Here is a 585-nt window from a genome sequence, read left to right on the forward strand (position 1 = left end):
CCATGCTGTATAAAAACGTCTTGAAGACGCTCGTCGGCAAATGGATGCAGCTCGTCGCCATCGCCGTCATCATCGTCATGAGCTCACTCACCTACACGATGATGTTCTACGGCATCAGCGGGATCGAGGTCCCGACCGAGGACTATTTGGCGTCGTCGAACCAAGAGGATTTCGCCGTCGAGATGCTCAACCGCGTCACCGAGGACGAAGCGAACGACCCCGAAATCGCCTCCCTCGTCGCCTCGGGCACGTATACGCTCGCCGATTTGAAACAGGTCGACCCGGAACGCTTCGACGACTTGATCGGCGCCCGGATCGACGCGGTCGAGTCCGTCATGCCCGAGGCGACAATCGAACTTCGCGAATCCAAACTGATCACTTATCCATTCGCGGGCAGTGAACATCGGGGGCTCGTCTTAAAAGAAACAATGACGATCAATCAGTCTTACCTCGAAGCGGGATCGCGTCCGACGACGGACGACGAGGTCGCGCTCAACGCCAAATACGCCGAGAAGAACGGGATCGAGGTCGGTGACACGATCAACCTCGGCACGCCGTTCACGGTGAGCGGTTTCGTCTTGTTCC

At 57.8% G+C, this 585-nt stretch carries 1 pseudogene; it reads left to right on the plus strand.

Annotation, left to right across the window (positions count from 1 at the left end):
- Positions 1-585: pseudogene (locus BJU60_RS14855) on the plus strand (ABC transporter permease); the annotation flags it as partial.

This window comes from Exiguobacterium aurantiacum (assembly GCF_001766415.1).
Classification (GTDB): Bacteria; Bacillota; Bacilli; order Exiguobacteriales; family Exiguobacteriaceae; genus Exiguobacterium; species Exiguobacterium aurantiacum_A.